At 30.5% G+C, this 18,480-nt stretch carries 17 protein-coding genes; 3 read left to right on the top strand and 14 right to left on the bottom strand.

Annotated features, from left to right (window positions below; all coding sequences use genetic code 11):
• Positions 1 to 71: 71 nt before the first annotated feature.
• Positions 72 to 908 (bottom strand): ZIP family metal transporter, encoded by an 837-nt coding sequence (locus DUT90_RS02765; protein WP_114425196.1) that lies wholly within the window; start codon positions 906 to 908, stop codon positions 72 to 74.
• The gene (locus tag DUT90_RS02760; protein WP_114425195.1) at positions 905 to 1,561 is read right to left on the bottom strand and encodes a metal-dependent transcriptional regulator; all 657 of its coding nucleotides are present in this window, start codon (positions 1,559 to 1,561) and stop codon (positions 905 to 907) included. The genes DUT90_RS02765 and DUT90_RS02760 overlap by 4 nt, the downstream gene beginning before the upstream one ends.
• Before the next feature lie 101 nt (positions 1,562 to 1,662).
• Between DUT90_RS02760 and DUT90_RS02755 the strand changes: the two genes are divergently transcribed.
• Both DUT90_RS02755 and DUT90_RS02750 read left to right on the top strand, forming a co-directional pair.
• Positions 1,663 to 4,011, top strand: a complete 2,349-nt coding sequence (locus DUT90_RS02755) for a TonB-dependent receptor (protein WP_114425194.1) — start codon at positions 1,663 to 1,665, stop codon at positions 4,009 to 4,011.
• A gap of 3 nt (positions 4,012 to 4,014) precedes the next feature.
• Positions 4,015 to 4,491, top strand: coding sequence for a DUF255 domain-containing protein (locus tag DUT90_RS02750; protein WP_114425193.1), 477 nt, complete (start codon positions 4,015 to 4,017; stop codon positions 4,489 to 4,491).
• 55 nt (positions 4,492 to 4,546) lie between these two features.
• Here the strand turns inward: DUT90_RS02750 and DUT90_RS02745 are convergent, their stop codons facing one another.
• Positions 4,547 to 5,095 (bottom strand): hypothetical protein, encoded by a 549-nt coding sequence (locus DUT90_RS02745; protein WP_147266194.1) that lies wholly within the window; start codon positions 5,093 to 5,095, stop codon positions 4,547 to 4,549.
• A 232-nt stretch (positions 5,096 to 5,327) separates the two neighbouring features.
• On the opposite strand from DUT90_RS02745, the gene mfd reads away from it, so the two are divergent.
• On the top strand, positions 5,328 to 8,666 hold the full coding sequence (mfd, locus tag DUT90_RS02740; protein WP_114425191.1) for a transcription-repair coupling factor: 3,339 nt from the start codon (positions 5,328 to 5,330) through the stop codon (positions 8,664 to 8,666).
• 4 nt (positions 8,667 to 8,670) lie between these two features.
• Here mfd and DUT90_RS02735 read toward each other — a convergent pair whose 3' ends face one another.
• The 11 genes from DUT90_RS02735 to rplU all read right to left on the bottom strand — a co-directional run bounded on the left by DUT90_RS02735 (position 8,671) and on the right by rplU (position 18,361).
• Positions 8,671 to 10,443, bottom strand: a complete 1,773-nt coding sequence (locus DUT90_RS02735; RefSeq protein ID WP_258848486.1) for a MutS-related protein — start codon at positions 10,441 to 10,443, stop codon at positions 8,671 to 8,673.
• Between the two features lie 6 nt (positions 10,444 to 10,449).
• Positions 10,450 to 10,824, bottom strand: coding sequence for a rhodanese-like domain-containing protein (locus DUT90_RS02730; protein ID WP_181858131.1), 375 nt, complete (start codon positions 10,822 to 10,824; stop codon positions 10,450 to 10,452).
• Positions 10,825 to 10,960: 136 nt separating this feature from the next.
• Complete coding sequence (locus tag DUT90_RS02725) at positions 10,961 to 12,067, bottom strand: molybdenum cofactor guanylyltransferase (RefSeq protein ID WP_114425190.1); 1,107 nt, start codon at positions 12,065 to 12,067, stop codon at positions 10,961 to 10,963.
• Positions 12,060 to 12,533 (bottom strand): cyclic pyranopterin monophosphate synthase MoaC, encoded by a 474-nt coding sequence (gene moaC / locus DUT90_RS02720; RefSeq protein ID WP_114425189.1) that lies wholly within the window; start codon positions 12,531 to 12,533, stop codon positions 12,060 to 12,062. Before moaC ends, DUT90_RS02725 begins: the two co-directional genes overlap by 8 nt.
• A gap of 214 nt (positions 12,534 to 12,747) precedes the next feature.
• Positions 12,748 to 13,935, bottom strand: a complete 1,188-nt coding sequence (locus DUT90_RS02715; protein WP_114425188.1) for a molybdopterin molybdotransferase MoeA — start codon at positions 13,933 to 13,935, stop codon at positions 12,748 to 12,750.
• A gap of 52 nt (positions 13,936 to 13,987) precedes the next feature.
• Entirely contained in the window at positions 13,988 to 14,980 is a 993-nt protein-coding gene (moaA, locus tag DUT90_RS02710; RefSeq protein ID WP_114425187.1) for a GTP 3',8-cyclase MoaA, read from the bottom strand.
• Positions 14,981 to 15,394 (bottom strand): YeeE/YedE thiosulfate transporter family protein, encoded by a 414-nt coding sequence (locus DUT90_RS02705; RefSeq protein WP_114425186.1) that lies wholly within the window; start codon positions 15,392 to 15,394, stop codon positions 14,981 to 14,983.
• Between the two features lie 3 nt (positions 15,395 to 15,397).
• Positions 15,398 to 15,955: a YeeE/YedE family protein gene (locus DUT90_RS02700; protein ID WP_114425185.1), complete on the bottom strand. Its 558-nt coding sequence runs from the start codon at positions 15,953 to 15,955 to the stop codon at positions 15,398 to 15,400.
• 3 nt (positions 15,956 to 15,958) lie between these two features.
• Positions 15,959 to 17,191 carry a 3-deoxy-D-manno-octulosonic acid transferase gene (locus tag DUT90_RS02695; protein WP_114425184.1) on the bottom strand — a complete coding sequence of 411 codons (1,233 nt, stop codon included), beginning with the start codon at positions 17,189 to 17,191 and terminating at the stop codon, positions 15,959 to 15,961.
• Between the two features lie 200 nt (positions 17,192 to 17,391).
• Entirely contained in the window at positions 17,392 to 17,652 is a 261-nt protein-coding gene (rpmA, locus tag DUT90_RS02690; protein ID WP_114425183.1) for a 50S ribosomal protein L27, read from the bottom strand.
• A gap of 40 nt (positions 17,653 to 17,692) precedes the next feature.
• A complete protein-coding gene (gene rplU / locus DUT90_RS02685; RefSeq protein WP_114425182.1) occupies positions 17,693 to 18,361 on the bottom strand; it encodes a 50S ribosomal protein L21 in 669 nt (222 codons plus the stop codon).
• Between the last annotated feature and the right edge of the window lie 119 nt (positions 18,362 to 18,480).

Below are 18,480 nucleotides of genomic sequence, written 5' to 3'. Positions count from 1 at the left end.
AAGATTCAAGTAAAAAGAAAAGCAGCACTTTTTTACAGTACTGCTTTTGTTATTTTGCAAATTTTACAGATTTATCCAAGACCAACATCTAAAGACATCATTACAATAAACCCTCCTATAAAACCTAATGTGGCCACATCTGTATATTTGTCTCTTTGTGTTTCTGGCACTACCTCTTCTATAACTACAAAAATCATTGCACCAGCAGCAAAAGCAAGAGCATAAGGTAAAATTGGGGTAAAAAATGAAACTGCTAAAGCACCTAAAACTGCAGCAATCGGCTCTACAATTGCAGATAATTGCCCAAACCAAAAACTTTTGAACCTGCTAACACCTTGCCTTCTTAAAGGCATTGCTACTGCAAAACCTTCGGGAAAATTCTGAATTCCAATACCAATAGCCAAAGAAATAGCTGCAATGATCATTTCTGTTTGTTCTACCCCTACTAAAGTAGATGCTGCTCCAAAAAGTACACCAACTGCTAAACCTTCTGGAATATTATGTAGGGTTATAGCCAAAACCAATAAAGTGGTTCTATGCCAATCAGTCTTTACACCTTCTTTTTCACTTTCCTTAAAGTTTATATGCAAATGCGGCAGCCATTTGTCCATGCCAAATAAGGCTAAAGCCCCCATTGCAAAACCAATTGCAGATGGAATTACTTTTACAAAACCTTCTCCAGGACTGTTATCTATAGCAGGCGCTAACAAACTCCAAAAACTTGCTGCCACCATAACCCCTCCTGTAAAACCTAACATACCGTCTAAAACTGCTCTGTTCATTTTCTTAAAGAAAAAAACCAAACCAGCGCCTGCTGCTGTTAATCCCCATGTAAAAAGTGATGCATATAAAGCTGCTTGAATTGGGTGTTCTTTTCCAAAAGCAACAAGTTGATCAAATGTGCTCATATCTTTCTTATGTATAAATTGTTTGCAATTTTATTTGAGATTGATAATTTTTTATCATCAATTTGAATAGCGAATGAATTATCAAAATCTTCTTTTTCTAAAACGGTTATTTTTTTGCCTAAGATGATACCTTTTTTATCTAAAAATTGTAAAAATTCTGATGAAGAATCATCGACACCCACGCAAATTCCGCTTTCATTTTTTTGTAATGTAGATAGTAAACTCTTTTCTATTGTTTTTAAATTTCCATCCTCGTCAGGAATAGGATCTCCATGAGGGTCATGTGTTGGAAAACCCAATAAAGCATCTAACTGATTTATTAATTTGGGAGACTTTATATGTTCTAACTGTTCTGCCACATCATGCACTTCATCCCAAGAAAAATTTAACTTTTCAACCAAAAAAACCTCCCACAGTCTGTGCTTTCTTACAATATTAGAAGCAATTTTTTTACCCGTATTTGTTAACGTTACCCCTTTATATTTTTTATAAACCACTACTTTTTTTTCAGACAATTTTTTTATCATATCTGTTACAGAAGAAGCTTTAGTTGTCAGTTGTTCTGCAATGGCGTTTGTACTAATTCCCTTATCAGAACTTAGTTCTAAATGATAGATTGCCTTTAAATAATTTTCTTCAGAAAGGGTAAACATAATTCAATTTTCTGTCGCAAATATATCATTTTTATTTTTATCAAAATATTTTTTTAGACATGTCTAAAAATTAAATTATATTTGTCAAAAAATATTGAATAATGAAGTCTTTAACCTGTTTAAGTCTATTGTTTTTTTCTGTCATATCGTTTGGCCAATCTATATCGGGCAGAGTAACAACTGAGAAGGGAAATGGGATTCCGTATGCCTTTGTATATGAAAAAAACGGAACAATAGGCACAAATACAGATGAACAAGGATTTTACAAATTAGACAATCTTAAAGGTAATGTTATTGTAGAAGTAAGTTATCAAGGATATCGAAAAATAAATAAAAGTGTTTTTATCAATCCAGAGAAAAACATCATTCTTAATTTTACTTTATACGAAGATTTACTAGGACTAGAAGAAGTTGTGGTTACAGCAACACGAAATCGTGTAGAAAAACACAAAGCTCCCATAGTTGTTTCTACAATAAAACCAAGGTTATTACAGGCAACACAGTCTGTATCTATGGCTGACGGATTAAACTATGCACCAGGAATTCGCGTAGAAACCAATTGCCAAAATTGTGGTTTTACCCAAGTAAGGTTGAATGGTTTAGGGGGTGGTTATACCCAAATTTTACTAGATAGTAAAGCTATTTTTACTTCTTTAATTGGTGTTTATGGTTTAGAACAAATTCCTACAAATATTATAGAACGAATAGAGGTTGTTAGAAGCGGAGGATCTGCATTGTACGGTTCTAGTGCAATTGCAGGAACAGTTAATGTAATTACAAAAGATCCCGTAATTAACACTTGGGAAATTGGAACAAATTTTGCATTAATTGATGGTTCTTCTGCAGATAGAACCTTAACGTTTAACAACTCTTTAGTTGCTGATGATTTAAATAGTGGAATCTCATTTTTTGGAACATACCGAAATAGAGATAGTTACGACGCAAATAATGATGGTTTTACTGAACTTGTAGAGTTGAGAAACACTACCGTAGGTGCAAATGCATTTCTAAAACCTACTGAAAAAAGTCGTTTTTCATTAAACTTAGCTTCCATTCAAGAGTACAGAAGAGGAGGAAACGCCTTGAATTTAGCACCACAATTTACAGATATCACAGAGGAATTAGATCACGACACATTTATTGGTGGTCTAGATTACGAAGCGTTTAGTAAAGATGACTCCTCCAAAATAAAAGTATACACCTCTGTTTCTAACACTAATAGAGATAGTTATTACGGTGGTCTTGGAGGAGGAAGAACCCGGCAAGATAGTATAACTGCCAACAATGCCTTTGGAACCACAAAAGATTTAGCTTGGATAAATGGGGTTCAGTTTACAAAATCATTTCAGAATAATGATGTCTTAACTGTTGGTTCTGAATACAATCATACAAGTACTAGAGATGAAATTTTAGGTTACAATAGATTAATCGATCAAACTGTAAACTCTTTTGGAAATTACGCTCAATATGAATGGAAACCGTCAGAAAAATTTACAGCTTTATTAGGTTCTAGAATTGACAATGTTAACGTAAACGGAATATATTCTGTAGGTGGTATAGAAAGAAATGTAGATGTAAACCAAACTGCTATTTCTCCCCGTTTAACTTTATCTTATCAATTTACTAATGCCTTAAAATTTAGAGGTGGTTACGCTAGAGGTTTTAGAGCGTCACAAGCTTTTAATGAAGATTTACACATTTCTAGTGTTGGTGGAGAACCTCAATTTGTAATTCTTAGTGAAGGTTTAAAAAGTGAATTTTCTAATGCGTATACAGGTTCTCTTAATTACTCTAAAAATATTAATTTACTACAACTTGATTTTTTACTAGAAGGATTTTATACCACTTTAGAAAATCCGTTTACTTTGGTAAGTACAGGTGCTGTATTACAAAATGGTTCTATTTTAGAGGAGGTAAGAAATGGATCTGGTGCTAGGGTTTACGGAACTAATTTTGAATTTGGGGCATCTCCAAACAACAAATGGCAATTTCAAATAGGTGGAACATTACAGACTACCAAATATGATAAACCTCAAGTTATTTTTGAAACTGATGGAACTTTTGGTGAGCAAGATATTGTTGTTGACGAATTTGTAAGAACACCAGACTTCTATGGATATTTTAATACTAGTTGGATTCCGAATGAAAGATTTAATATAGATTTGACAGGAACCTATACAGGAAGCATGATTGTACCTTTGGTAGTCAGCGATACTGGCTTTTTACAATTAAACGAGGTAAATTCTTTTTTAGACCTTAATTTAAAACTAGAATCTCATTTTGATTTTACTGAAAATTTTATGGCTACCCTCTCTTTAGGAGCTAAAAATATATTTAATAGTTATCAAGATGATTTTGATGTGGGTGCAACAAGAGATTCAGATTATGTATATGGCCCTGGAGCACCTAGAACGTTTTTTATTGGTTTAAAATTTGGAAAACTACATTAATCAATGAAAAATCTTCTTTTAGTTATTTGTGTTTTAATTCTGCTTTGTTCACCAACATCCAATGCCCAGGAACCAAAAATTAACTGGCTAACATTTGAGCAATTAGAGGACTCTCTTAGAGTTCAAAAAAAGAAAGTGTTCATTTCTTTTAATGCAGATTGGTGTGTTTTTTGTAAAAAAATGAAGAAAACCTCATTTAAAAACAAAACCATCATTTCTATTTTAAATAAGGAATACTATGCCGTAGAAATGAATGCAGAATCTAAAGACACTATTGTTTTTGATGGAGTCTCTTATATAAATGAGAATCTAGGTAAAAGTAGAAGACCTACACATCAAATACCTTTGTTATTGGCTTCTAGAAACAATAAACCTTTCTCTTTACCTGTTCATATTTTTTTGGATAAGAATTTTAAAATAACACAAAGATATTTTGAATATTTATCTCCCAAAAAATTAATTGAAATTCTTAGCCAATAGTACATCACTTAAAAAAAGTCAAGCATCTAATTTGAAACTTAATAAGATTAAAATCTTAGCGCGTGCTACTCCAAATTCTGGGATTCATATCTCTAGCACCAAAACTGTATACCAAACCTATAGATGGCATTATATGAGATCGCTGACTGCTAAATCTTTCTTCAGAAAACTTATACAATAACTGTACATTTAAACCATATTTTGGAGAAAACCAAAGAGTACTACCTGCTCCAAAATTTAAAGTTGGCGTTAATATCCTTGCATTTATAAAGCTTCCACCTATTAAGGCATAAGGCACCACTTTATTTTGAGATGTACCAAAATCATAACGTGCAGCACCATCAAATGTAGTATATGTTTGATTATCTCCAATTGCTGTAGAAACACTACCAACGAAAACCACATTTTTAAACATGTATTTGGCTAGAGAAAATCTTGGAGTTTGGTTAATAAATTTACCTCCGACAGCTATTTTATCTGCTTCTGAGTAACTTACCCAGGCAATGTCCATACCAAAGGTCCATTTGTTGTCTTTTGTTTGCCCTACAGCGTGCAGTGCAAAAAACAAAAAAACAATTGCAAAGTAATTGTGTATTTTTTTCATAATATTAGGGGTAATTATGTTAAACAATTATTAAATTGTTGTGCAACAAATATATTGTAATCTTTTAAAAAACAAAACACATATACCTATTTTTAATGTTAAGTTTTAAATATTGAGTATTTTAACCTAAAAATTCACTAAACATGAAGGCATCCTATTTTAAAGTAAATTTAAAATAAGACACTAAGCTACACCTAAATCAAATTAATATATTTGCATAAATTTATTTCAGTTGAGTAAGCAGAGCATTGTAAATCAATATCAACAATCTGCAAGTGTAGCGCAGATTATCAAACAGCTTCAACAAGATAAAAACCATTTTCAGCTTTCGAATTTGGTAGGTTCTTCGTTGTCTTTTGTTATTTCAGAAACTTTTAAAAAGGTAGATAAACCCTATTTATTAATTTTTAATGATAAAGAAGAAGCTGCTTATTATTTAAATGATTTAGAACAACTTCTTGGGGATAAAAATGTGCTTTTTTACCCTGGCTCTTACAGAAGACCATACATTATAGATGAAACTGACAATGCTAATGTTTTATTAAGATCTGAGGTATTAAACAGAGTTAACTCACGAAAAAAACCAGCAATAATTGTTACTTATCCAACGGCCTTATTTGAAAAAGTAGTAACTAAAAAAGAGCTTGAAAAAAGCACTTTAAAAGTTGCTGTTGGCGAAAATTTATCTTTAGACTTTGTAAACGAAGTTTTGTTTGAATATAAATTTAAACGTGTAGATTTTGTAACAGAACCTGGAGATTTTTCTGTAAGAGGAGGTATTATAGACATTTTCTCCTTTTCTAATGATGAACCTTACAGAATAGAGTTTTTTGGTGATGAAATTGATAGCATAAGAACTTTTGATGTAGAAACACAACTTTCTAAAGAGAAACTGAAAAAAGTTTCTATTATGCCAAATGTTGAGAATAAAACACTCCAAGAAAATAGAGAGAGTTTTATTAAATATATTTCGTCAAAAACAGTAATTTTTGCAAAAAATATTGATTTACTAACGGGTAATTTAGATAAGTTTTTTAAAAAAGCAGAAGATGCTTTTCAAGATTTATCTAAAGAATTGAATCATGCAAAACCATCAGAATTATTTTGTGATGGAAATTTTATAAAACAACAAATTCAAGATTTTACATTGGTCAATTTTGGAAACAACCAAACCAATAGCACTGATGATCTCATTAAATTCAATATTCACCCGCAGCCATCGTTTAACAAACAATTTAATTTATTAATAGAAAATTTAAACGAATACCATAAAGCAGGTTTTACCAACTATATTTTTTGCGCTAATAACCAACAAGCAAAACGTTTTCATGATATTTTTAATGACGCAGAACAAGAAGTCCATTTTGAAACTTTAGTTTTTCCATTGTATCAAGGATTTGTAGATGTTGATCAAAAATTGGTGTGCTATACAGACCATCAAATTTTTGAACGTTACCATAAATTTAGATTAAAAAATGGCTATGCTAAAAAGCAAGCCATTACTCTAAAAGAACTTAATAAATTAGAAATTGGTGATTATGTAACGCATATGGATCACGGAATTGGGAAATTTGGTGGTTTGCAAAAAATAGATGTTCAGGGGAAAAAGCAAGAAGCTATTAAATTAATTTATGGAGAGCGAGATATTCTCTACGTAAGCATTCACTCTTTGCATAAAATCTCTAAATTTAATGGTAAAGATGGTAAACCTCCAAAAATATACAAATTAGGTTCTGGAGCTTGGAAAAAAATCAAACAAAAAACCAAAGCCAGAGTTAAACATATTGCCTTTAATTTAATTCAGTTGTATGCCAAAAGAAAATTACAAAAAGGATTTTCCTTTGGTCCAGATACGCATATGCAACATGAGTTAGAAGGTAGTTTTATGTATGAAGATACTCCAGATCAATTTACAGCTACGCAAGATGTAAAAACAGACATGGAAAAAGCACAACCAATGGACAGATTGGTTTGTGGAGATGTTGGTTTTGGAAAGACTGAAGTAGCTGTTAGAGCTGCTTTTAAAGCTGTAGATAATGGTAAACAAGTTGCTATTTTAGTACCTACCACAATTTTAGCTTTTCAACATTACAAAACTTTTTCTGAGCGCTTAAAAGATTTCCCTATTAAAATTGATTACTTAAATCGTTTTAAAACAGCTAAACAAAAAACCATTGCAATTGATGGTGTAAATGATGGATCTGTAGACATTATTATTGGTACACATCAATTAACAAACAAACGTATAAAATTTAAAGATTTAGGCTTGTTAATTATAGATGAAGAGCAAAAATTTGGTGTTGCTGTTAAAGATAAACTCAAAACTCTTAAAGAAAACGTAGATACTTTAACGTTAACAGCCACTCCCATTCCAAGAACTTTACAATTTAGTTTAATGGCTGCAAGAGACTTATCTGTCATCAAAACACCTCCACCAAATAGACATCCTATAGAAAGTAACGTAATTCGTTTTTCTGAAGAAACGATAAGAGATGCTATTTCTTATGAAATTTCTAGAGGTGGTCAAGTATTTTTTATTCATAATAGAATTGAAAATATTAAAGAAGTTGCAGGGTTATTACAAAGATTAGTGCCCGCTGCAAAAATTGGTATTGGGCATGGGCAAATGGAAGGTAAAAAACTTGAGGAATTAATGCTCAGTTTTATGAATAATGATTTTGATGTTTTAGTATCTACAACCATTATAGAAAGTGGTTTAGATGTACCTAACGCGAACACAATTTTTATTAACAATGCCAACAATTTTGGGTTGTCAGACTTACACCAAATGCGCGGTAGAGTTGGGCGTTCTAATAAAAAAGCATTCTGCTATTTTATTACACCTCCTTATCATATGATGACAGATGATGCGCGTAAACGTATTCAGGCTCTAGAGTTGTTTTCTGATTTAGGAAGCGGAATTAATATTGCCATGAAAGATTTGGAAATTCGCGGTGCTGGAGATTTATTAGGTGGTGAGCAGAGTGGGTTTATCAACGATATTGGGTTTGATACTTATCAAAAAATACTACAAGAAGCCATAGAGGAATTGAAAGAAAATGAATTTAAAGAGTTGTATCATACAGGTGACAATGACACCCAAAAAGAATTTGTAAAAGAGGTGCAAATTGATACTGATTTTGAAATTTTGTTTCCTGATGATTATATAAACTCTGTTACAGAGCGTCTAAGTTTGTACAATACATTATCTACATTAGAAACCGAAGAAGAGTTGCAAACGTTTGAAACTGAAATAGTAGATCGTTTTGGCGAGACACCAACACAAGTAGAAGATTTGCTAGATTCTGTAAGAATAAAATGGCTTGCAAAACAACTAGGTTTAGAAAAAATTATTTTAAAACAAAAAAGAATGATTGGTTATTTTATAGCCAATCAACAAAGTGATTTTTACCAAACTGCAGCATTTACAAAGATGTTAAAGTATGTACAACTAAACTCTAAAAGTTGTGTTATGAAAGAAAAACAAACTAAAAACGGATTGCGTTTGTTGATTACTTTTATTAAAATTGATTCAGTAAAAAAAGCATTAGAGACTTTGCAAAAAGTGTAAGTTGTTATACAATATCCATCTTTTTTAATAAAAAAGAGGCATTCATATTTTTACATATCCCACTTTTTAAAGTGTAGTCAAAATGCAATTCATCATTATAAATTTCTGCATCAAAATAGTAGTTTTTAATTGTAGTAAATTGCTGCTCTAATTCGCACAGACTTACATCATGTGTTGCTATGATGCCTGTAGATTTAGATTGCGTTAATTTCTCTACAAATTGTTTAGAACCAGTAGCTTTATCTTTACTATTGGTACCTTTTAATATTTCATCTAAAATGACAAAGTATTTCTCTGTTTTAATTGAATCAACAATAAATTTTAATCGTTTCAATTCAGAATAAAAATAAGACTCATCTTCTGATAAAGAATCTGAAGTACGCATACTGGTGATTAATTTTATTGGTTGGTACACAAATTTTTCTGCACAAACAGGTAACCCACAATTCGCCATTACAATAGATAAAGAAACTGTTCTTAAAAAAGTACTTTTTCCTGCCATATTAGCTCCTGTAATGATAAAAAATTGCTCATCATTTAGGTTAAAATCATTAGCTACTCTTTTATTAGCCTTTAATAAAGGGTGGCCTAAGCTGGTAGCTTGTATAATTCTTTTTGTATCCTTTAACTGAGGAAAAACATAGGTTGGATGATTAAATTTAAAATTGGCTAAAGAATTTTGAGCATCAAAATATGCCACAACTTCAAACCATTTTTCTACGGTATGTTTGTACTTGTTAATCCATTTTTCAATTCTATACGTATTGTAAATTTCTACTAAAAACAGTCCGTTACCCAAAACAGCTATAATAATATTATTTCTATTATCAAATGCATCTAATATTTTTGAAAATTCCTTAAAAATTTTTGAAGCTTTTTTGTGTTTTGATTGAATTATTTTTTGCTGTTCTAATAAGTTTTTTGCATCAAAACTTTCTTTTTCAATCTCACGTAAAAGGGGGTAATATTGTTTAAAAACCGCTCTGATATCGTTAGTATCAACATATAGTTTTGTTGTTTTTTTTACATAACTACCCGTAATAAAAAGCCCTATAAAAAACCAACATAAGAGATACGAAAATGAAATAATGCTAAAAAACACCAACCCTAAAAGAACTAATGAAATTAAAGAAAAGATACTTTGAATTATTGACAGATATTTTGGCAAAATTGTTTTGTAATGAATAAGCCATTTTTTTGCAAGGCTCGATTTATTTTTTACATTTACCAAACTTGCTAAGGCTGAAAAATGTTGGCGCCAATTTACTTTTTCTGAAAGCTCCTCAATAACTTTTTGCTTTTCTCTTATAGTGTCTACAATGTTCTCTGTTAGAAGTTTTGCATAGGTATGTTTGCCTTCTATTGTTTTAGTTCTGTTGGTATATTGAAAAAAAGAACCTTTACCAAATAAATCAATATCGTTGCTATAAAAATGATTATGATTTAAAAATTCCACGCCATTATCTAAATGAAAAAAATCGTCTTGTAAAACCTTAATTTCTGTTTTACAAATCTCAATTTTTGCTTCTACAATATCTTTTGCTCTTTTGAAATTACTATACTGTATCACCAAAAAAGAAAATGCACATATACCCAAAAAACCAAGTATAAAAACATCTGGATACATACCAAAAGTTAGGTAGATTAAAAAAAATGTTATTAAAAAAACAAACAATCTAAAAACACCAATAGCAATAAGTTGCTTTTTAAGTTTAAATACTGTCAACTCTAATTCTTGTTGTTGACTAATATAAAATTCTAACGGGTTATCAATCATAAACTGTTAATGTTTGTAGCTAGAAATTCCACCAGTTAAATTTAATACTTTTAATGCTGGATATTCTTTTTTAAGTTTAGATACAGCTCTATAACTATTTACCCCTCTTTGACAAACCATTACATATGTTTTATTAAAATCCACTTCTATCTTTTTAGCATTAAATTGATTGATAGGTATTGTTTTTTGTACTTTAAAAGGCAGTTTTAAATTTGCTAAAACAGCTATAATTTCTAAATTTTTTTCTCCTAATTTTGCTTTTAATTCTTTTGGCGATATTTGCCAATCTGCATTTTGCCCTATACAGGCAGCATTAACATAGGTCTGAATTTTAAAGAATTTTGTAATTTTATTTTTAGAAAAAGTAGATTTTAATTTCATTGTTAAATATCAGTTTTACAAGATACTACATATACGAAGTTGATTGATAAATAGTTTGAAATTTAAATAATTGTAACCTTTTTACTACTTTTTATCAAAATTAACAAAGATATTTTTATAAGCTTTTTAGCTACGTTTATAATTTTTGTATTTCTTTTTTTGCTGCTTCAAACTCCTCTGGTGTATTTATATTTCTGATAAAATCATCATCAATTTCTACAATTTCTACATCAGAATTGATTAACATTTTACGAGGACAAGAATAACCTTGTGCTAAATATTGTAATAAAATAGGATACGCTTTGGGTTCGTATATTGTAATTAAAGGCTCTACAAATTCTTTGCCTTTTCCTTTAATTGCAGTAGCTACTTTACTAGTATTTCTCTTTTCTAAAATCAACTTTAAAAGCTCTTTTGTTACAAAAGGCACATCAGTTGCCAATACAAACCAAGCTGCGTTTGGGTCTTTTTGAAACGCAGAACAAATACCTCCAAAAGGACCTAGATTATAAAATGTATCTGCAATTTCATTATCATTATCAGCATTTTGAACCGAGTAATATGTTTCTAAATTATAATGTTCTAAGAGTTCTTTAGCTACTTGTTTCTGTGGCTTTCCAAAGTAATTTAGTTCTGACTTATCTTGCCCCATTCTTGTGCTTTTTCCACCAACCAACACCAAACCTTTTATTGGTGCAACTTTTTCTTGAATTAAATGATGAATATGATTTGCAATTGCATCAACTTGGTTAATAGTATAGCAAGTACAATTTTTGATATTTGGGTATCGATCAACCAAACCATCAAAAAAACCTGTTTCTTCTTTTAATTTTACAATAAACTGAATACGATCTAATTGGTCTAATCGTTTTAACACAGAAGCTTCCTTGGCCTCATCTAAAATTAAAATCTGTTTTGCACCTTGATAGTGGTTTCCGTTAATAAAAACGTAGTCGTATTGTGCAAATTGCAATCGTTGTACAAATTTATTTATGTTTCCAGTAGTTGTAATTTGTAAATTACCTTGATGATGAAAAGTATATTCAGAAATTTGATTTATTTCTACATCTTTTGCATGTGATGCATCAAAATAAGCTAATTTATATTGACTCAATTTTTTAGAAACCGCAGAGACGAAATTAGAAATAACAGCGCAGTTGGTTCCTAAAATTGCAATTTCGTTGGGTGCAAAAATATCATTATCTCTTTTTACTAAATTGGTATGTTTTTGATGTTTAAACATTTTTTATATCTGATTTTCCTCCTGTTTTTTCTACTAATTTAACTTCTTTAATCATCATTTTTTGACTGATACTTTTACACATGTCATAGATGGTTAAACAAGTAATATTTACACCCGTTAATGCTTCCATTTCTACACCTGTTTTTCCCTCTATAGTTACCTTGCAAAAGATTTCAATATTTTCATTATCTATTATATTAATATCAACATCTACTCCATTGATTAATAAAGGGTGGCACATAGGTATCAATTCAGAAGTTTTTTTAACTCCTTGAATTCCTGCAATAATTGCAGTTTGAAAAACGGGTCCTTTTTTGGTGGTTAACTCATCATTTGTAAAATGAGCAATTACTTCTTTTCCTAGAAACATTGTAGCTTTTGCAACAGCTGTTCTTTTGGTAATGTTCTTATCTGAAACATTTACCATTTTAGGATTGTTCTTTGAATTTAAATGTGAAAAGCTCATTTAAATAGTTTTTAGTTTCATATGTATTTGGTTACTAATTTCTCGTTTTCTAAGATTTGCAAAAACTGATCTTAAGCTTTGTCTCTTCTAGTCATTTTGGATTTTAAAAGAAATTGTATTAAGAAGTTTATTTAATTAGTTCTCGATACAAATTTGTTCATTCTTCTCAAATTTACTCAAACTGACAACAAATATATTTACTGATAAAACAGAGCTACCTATATCTTATTACAGGATAATTCTCTCCTTTTTTAAATTCGTTCTGTTCTTTTGGTAACACTATAAAAGCATCTGCATTCACCAAACTTGCTAAATCTCCTGAACCGTTTCCTGTAATTGGTGTTGCTAATAAATGCCCAAACTTATCACTTAATTTTACCTGTAAAAAGTACGATAAATTTGGTTTGAAAATAACATTGTCTGTTAAAATTGCAGTTTCTTCTTCAACCCTTAATCCAACAGAGTTGTAATACCAAGGATAAAAATAAACCAAACAATTTACAAAGGTTGAAATAGGGTTTCCTGGAAAACCAAACACATTACATGTCTCCGTTTTTCCATAGAAAAATGGTTTTCCTGGTCTTTGTGTTATTTTATGAAACAATTTTGTAACGCCTAACTCTTCAAAAACTTCAGGCAAAAAGTCAAACTTTCCTTTGCTAACTGCGCCACTAAATAATAAAACGTCATATTCATTTAAAAAACCTTCAATTTTAGATTTTAAAATAGGTTTATCGTCTGTAATATGTGTAGTTTCTGAAGGAATATTTAATCGCTCTAACAAAGAAACTAAGGTAAATACATTGCTCCTACGTATTTGATGTTCTAAAGGGATTTCATCAACACCAACCAATTCATCACCTGTAGAAATAATTAGTATTTTGGGGAGTTTTGATACTTTTGCTTTGGATTTACCCACTGTTGCAAAAACTCCAATTTCTGATGCTGATATGAGTTTGTTTTTGTGAATTAAAACGTCTCCTTGCTTTCTGTCTTTTCCCTTTGGGTGAACATTTTGAGCATCGCAAATACCTTCTGGTATTACTCTTGCAAAACCGTTATTAATTTCTAAATCTTCATAACGAATAACGGTATTGCAGTTGTTTGGCAATACAGCTCCAGTCATTACTTCTATACAATTTTCTTTACTTTGAAGTGTTATTTGCGGACTTCCCGCCGGTTGAATTCCTTCTATTACAAACGTTCTTTGTCCGTTTTTAAAAGACTGAAAATCAATTGCTATACCATCCATAGATACTCTATTAAAGGGTGGAAAATCTCTATCTGCAACAATATCTTCTTTTACAATTCTACCAACAGAATTTATAAACGGAATTTCTTCAACTCCAAAATTTTGAGTTGAATTTAAAATAATATTTTTTGCTTCTTCTACTGAAATCATCTATAAATACTATATAAATCTATTCTTTTCTCTTTTTAAAATATGAAAATCTTTATCCTCCAATCGTACTCATACTTTCAGAAACATTTCCTTTTTTTCTATTTGCTTCTGCTATAAAACCATTTTCTGGCTTTGTTTTTACAAGACTTAAAAAAAGTTCTTTTAAATCTTCATTGCTTGCTCCGTTTCTAATAAAGTCACGTAAATTAAACACACCATCATCAAATAAACAATTTTTAAACGTTCCTGTACTTGTTATTCTTATTCTATTACAATCATTACAGATTGTTCTTGTAAATGCTGGTATTATTCCTACGGTACCTATATGATTGTCAATCTTATAATTTCTAGATGTTGATGATTTTTCTGAGGGAATCTCTTGTACATCAAACTCTGTTTTGATTTCGTTCAGAATCTTTTTAAACGTCCAATTTTCCTGCATTTGACGCTGTCCTTTTCCATTAAAAGGCATCTCTTCAATAAATCTAACTGCAACATTTTTGTCTTTTGTTAATCTTACAAAATCAACAATCTCATCAGTATTAAAACCAGATTGTACAACCACATTTAGTTTTAAATGCAAACTACTTTTTTCAAGTGATTCAAAAGTTTTATACACTTCAGGAAACACATCTCTTCTTGTTATTTTAGCAAACTTATCTGGTTGTAAACTATCTATACTTAAATTGATGTTTTTTACCTTTTTAAGTTGTTCAATTTTAGCGATATGATGCGAAATTAAGGCGCCATTTGTGGTAATATTTATAGCCTCTAACAAATCATTGAAAGACAACATTTCTAAAAATCCTACAAAATCTTTACGCACAAAAGGTTCACCACCAGTGAGACGTACTTTACGAATACCCAGCTCTGTCAAAACTCGTATTAACCGATACATTTCTTTGAACGTGAGTAATTCTTGTCTTGCAACAATATCAATTCCGTGAGCAGGCATGCAGTATTGGCAACGTAAGTTGCAACGGTCTGTAACCGCTAACCTAACATACTCTATTTGTCTGCCAAAATTGTCTATTAATGTGCTCATTTAATGTGGAAGTTTCTTACTCAAAATTCCGTAAATAAATGCACCTAACAAAGCCCCTATTAGCAACACCAATGCTGGTAAAGATTTAAACCCAAGAATTACAAAAATAGGTGCTGCACAGGCTCCTGATATTCCCCAACCCAAGCCAAAAAAAGTTCCGCCTACTAAAGTTCTAACAACTCCTTTTTGTTTTGGTTTTGGTACGATTTTATTACCATTAACATCTTTTATCTTTCCACTTTTAAATAATTGCATTATAATGGCAGATATTACAACAGCACTACCTATAATACCAAACATATGAAAAGATTCAAAGCGAAACATCTCATAAAAACGATACCAAGAAATTGCTTGACTTTTGCTTAATACAATAGCAAAAAAGATTCCTAAAACTAAAAATTTAATATTTTTCATATCTTAAAATAATAAAGGAATTATAAACCAAACCGCAATAATACCGCCAATAAAAAACCCAATAACAGCTAGTAAAGATGGTAATTGCAAACTACTTAAACCTGTAATTGCATGCCCAGAAGTGCACCCTCCTGCATAACGTGTACCAAAACCAACCAATACACCAGATATAAATAAGATTAAAAATCCTTTTATAGAAAACAATGCATCAGTACTAAAAATTTCGTCAGGAAAATATTGATTTGCAATGTTTGTAAATCCTAAATCACTTAACGCTTGTATAGTGCTAACATTTACATCTATTGCTTGATTTGGTGTTAAAAAATTGGCCGAAATAAATCCTCCAATAATTAAACCCACTACAAAAAGCAATGCAAAATCTCTTTGTTTCCAATCTTTCTTGAAGTAATCAGATACTTTACCTGCACCAGCCATAGTACATAATGTTTCAAAATTGGTAGAAGCACCAAAATTTTGACCAAAATAAAAATATAAAAATAAGGAGAGTGCTATTAAAGGCCCTCCAACATACCAAGCCCAAGGTTGTAGTATAAAATCCATATGTTAAAGTTTTTTATTTAAATAATTCATAATTAATTGTGTAGCACCCAAGTTGTCTTGAATGTATTTTTTATTGATGATTCCTGTTAAATTTCTTAAACTTTTATCTTCTTTAAGTTGATCTAAGGTTTTTACAAGTTCTTCTTGATTTTTGATTGAAATACACCCACCAATTCTTACCAAATCTACAGCTTCTTTAAATTTGTCGTATTTATTACCAATAACAACAGGAATTCCAAAAGTTGCTGGTTCTAAAATATTATGTAAGCCTGTTTTTAACCCTCCACCAACATAAGCAATATCTGCAGTTGCATATATTTTGGTTAAAATACCAATAGTATCAACTATAAAAACTTGATAACTCTCTAAATTCTTACCTTCTTTTTCTGAGTATAAAACCGTTTTTTTGTGTATTAATTTTTTTAAATCTAAAATTTTCTCACTTTTAATGTTATGAGGAGCTATTATAAATTTTTCATTTTCCGATGATTTTGTATTGATGTAATGTATCAGTAATTCTTCATCTGAAGCCCAAGTACTCCCTGCTACAATTGTGTATTTATTATCTTTAAATTGATTGATAAATTCAAGCGAATTGTTTTGTTCTAAAATTTTTGAAACCCTGTCAAAACGTGTGTCTCCAGCAACGGAAACATTTGTATAATTGATAGTTTTTAACAATTTCTGCGATGCAATATCCTGAACAAAAAAGTAATCAAACACTTGTAAAGCCTTTCTCATAAAACCACCATACCATGCAAAAAATAGTTGATTTTGCCTTAGAATTCCTGATACTAAAATTGTAGTAATTTCTTTTTTATGCAGTTCATTTAACAAATTTGGCCAAAATTCGTACTTGATAAAAACCACTAACTTAGGATTTACTTCTTTTACAAATCTTCTGGCATTATATTTAGAATCTAAAGGTAAATAACAAACTACATCAGCTAATATATAATTTTTTCTTACCTCATAACCAGAAGGTGAAAAAAAAGTAATTAGAATTTTATAATTCTTATACTTTTTCTTGACCTCTTCTATGATCGGTCTTGCTTGCTCAAATTCTCCTAAAGAAGCAACATGAAACCAAATAACATCTTGATTTTTTAATTCAGAAATTTTAGTAAACGTATCTTTTCTTCCATCTACAAAAAGCTTTAATTTTTTATTAAAAAATTTTGCAATTTTTAAACCTAAAGAAGTCAAAAAGATTAGAATATTATAGATAAACATCATTGATGTAAAAATACGAAATACTAGGTAGTAAGAGAAAAAAAGCTAACTAGAATAAATACTTGAATTTTAAAAAATAAATTAACTCTTATGACGTGGTATTTTCTAAAAAATACAATACAAGTATTATTAAAATAGATATTACAAAAAAGCGCTTAAACATGTTATGTTTAAGCGCTTTATACTTTTATAAGAAGCTAATTTTAAGCCTCAAAAGGAGTAACAGATACATAAGATTTGTTATCTCTTTTTTTAGTAAATTCTACAACTCCATCAACTTTTGCATGTAAAGTATGATCTTTACCCATGTAAACGTTTTCTCCTGGATTGTGATTGGTTCCTCTTTGACGAACAATAATGTTACCTGCAATTGCAGCTTGCCCACCAAATATTTTTACTCCTAGACGTTTCGATTCTGATTCTCTACCATTTTTCGAACTACCTACACCTTTTTTATGTGCCATTTTCTTGAGTTTTTATAGGTTAAAGTTAAATTTTTAGGAATTATTTTTCAATACCTCCGTCTAATCTATCTTGTAATTCTTTTAATTCGTCCCATTTACCTTCTGCAGCTAAAGCAGCTTGTTTTGGCCAAGTATCTGTTACTATATGAGATAATCTTGAACTCGCTTCAGATAAAATTTCACTTAATTTAGCAGCATCAGTGTTAGCTACTTTTGCAAAAGTATCTACACCTGCATTTACTAAAGCTTCTGCAGCTTTAGGTCCTGCACCTTCGATTTTCTTTAAATCGTCAGCCTTAACTTTTTTAGGAGCAGCTTTTTTTGCTACTACCTTTGAAGCTTCTACTTTAACTTCTTCCTTTTTAGGAGCTGCTTTTTTAGTTGCTTTCTTAGCACCTGAAGCTGCAATAGATTCTATTTGAATCTCACTTAAAGCTTGTCTGTGTCCATTTTTCTTTCTGTAACCTTTTCTTCTTTTCTTTTTGAAAACGATTACCTTATCACCTTGTAGGTGACTTAGAATTTTCGCCGTTACTGCGGCTCCTTCTATAGCTGGGGCGCCAATAGTTACGTTGCCTTTATCTTCAGTCAAAAGAACGTTATCAAAAGTTACTTTTGATCCTTCTTCTCCCTGTAAACGGTGTACGTATACTTTTTGGTCTTTTGCTACTTTAAACTGCTGCCCTGCTATCTCTACGATTGCGTACATACTATTTGTTTTGCGTATTTATACTTATTTATTGCACTAACCTACTGAAAATGCGGATGCAAATATACATATTTTTTATTTTTGAACAATGTATTCGCAAAAAAATAATTACGTACAAA

It is taken from the genome of Polaribacter sp. WD7, from assembly GCF_003335085.1.
In the GTDB taxonomy this organism is placed as follows: Bacteria; Bacteroidota; Bacteroidia; order Flavobacteriales; family Flavobacteriaceae; genus Polaribacter.
This window is presented reverse-complemented; position numbering and strand designations above follow the sequence as displayed.